The 1,466-nt window shown below is 75.9% G+C and carries 2 protein-coding genes; both read right to left on the minus strand.

What is annotated here, in order from left to right:
* Positions 1-8: 8 nt before the first annotated feature.
* Complete coding sequence (locus AB0I76_RS29830) at positions 9-1,295, minus strand: FAD-dependent oxidoreductase (RefSeq protein WP_357042449.1); 1,287 nt, start codon at positions 1,293-1,295, stop codon at positions 9-11.
* Positions 1,279-1,466 (minus strand): hypothetical protein (locus AB0I76_RS29835; protein WP_357042452.1); only part of this gene is annotated, 188 nt, incomplete at its 5' end. The genes AB0I76_RS29835 and AB0I76_RS29830, both read right to left, overlap by 17 nt.

Consider the following 1,466-nt stretch of genomic DNA (forward strand, 5'->3'; position numbering starts at 1 on the left):
TCGACCCGTCAGATCAGCGCCCGCGAAGGCCGTCGTCGAGGACCACCGGCCGGGTTCAGCCCTGGCGGCCCTCGGCGTACGCCTCCAGCCAGGCCCGACGCGGGGATGGTGAACGGTGCCGTGGGCCGGTAGACCGGCGCCGGGTGACCGGTGCGTTCGTGCAGGTCCACGTGGTACCACGTGACGCCGAGCGAGCCGGGCAGGTGCCGGGCGCGGGCACGTCCCTCGACGGGTTCGAGGTCGTGGCCGGTGACCGGGGTGTCGACGACGACGCGCCGGGACTCCCGCAGGTACGGCGCCTCGGCGTACCCGTCGGGGGTGCCGGCCGCCTCGGGGGCGAGCCGCAGGCCGGGGAAGCCCCGCCCGCCGTCGGAGCGTGGGGCCTCGGTACGCAGCCAGTGCACGAACGCGGCGGTCAGGTCCCGACCGGCGCGTTCGGCCCCTGCCGGGTCGCCGAGCGGGTCCTGCCCGGCGCAGTCGTTGGACGCCCAGTTGAGCACCACGAGTTCCGGCGCCTCGGCGCGCAGGCGGCGGTAGGTCCAGAACGGCGGCTTGCCGTCCGGGCCGTCGGTGAACATCCGGTACCGGTGCACGCCGCCGTCCCAGCCGGCGATGTCGAAGGAGAGCCGGTGGCGCAGGTCGGCGTACCCGGCGGGGGCGGGGCCGGTGAAGTCCTCCCCGGGCTGGTGCTCGACCAGCGCGCACCAGGTGAAGGACTGCTGGGCGGCCGGGTCGGGGCCGCCGGGCACCGCGTCGGGCTCGCCGTGGGCGTCGCGCCCCTCGGAGCCGTGCACGGTGGCGAAGCCGGCCAGCGGCGCGAGGTCCCCCCGCTCGGTGGCGTCGCAGAACACCGTCGCGGCGACCACCGTGCCGTCGGCGAGGGTGACGTCGCGGACCCGCCCGCCGTTGACGCGAGCGGCCACCGGGGCCACGCCGGTGAGCACGGTGACCTTCGCCTCGGCCAGGAGGTCGTCCAGGATCGCCTGGGCGACGGCGGGCTCGAAGCAGAGGCGACTCACCCAGCCGCCACCGGGGTTGGCGACGCCGCCGTACCGGGCGCGGACGGCGTCCCGGAACGCCCGGTAGGACGCCGAGGCGCCGAAGGTCTCGACGTGCGGGTGCTCGTCGAGGGCGGGCAGCGCCTGCGTGGTGACCTGACCGCCGACGCGCGAGTACTCGTCGGTGAGCACCACCGAACGGCCGGCGCGGGCGGCGGCCAGGGCGGCGGCGACCCCGCCGAGGCCACCGCCGATCACGGCGACGTCGGCGGTCACCGTCTCATCGGGACTGCTCACCGGTCTCCTCCAGGACGAAGTCGATCTCGTACGTGCGCTGCCAGGGCAGGGTCACCGAGCCGGCCGCGACGCGCAGGCCGTAGTCGTACCGCACCCGCACCGGTCGGGAGACGAAGACGGTCGATGCCGTGCGCGGGGTCGACCTCCAGGTGACCGAGGGGGAGATCTTCG

It is taken from the genome of Micromonospora sp. NPDC049799 (assembly GCF_040656655.1).
In the GTDB taxonomy this organism is placed as follows: Bacteria; Actinomycetota; Actinomycetes; order Mycobacteriales; family Micromonosporaceae; genus Micromonospora.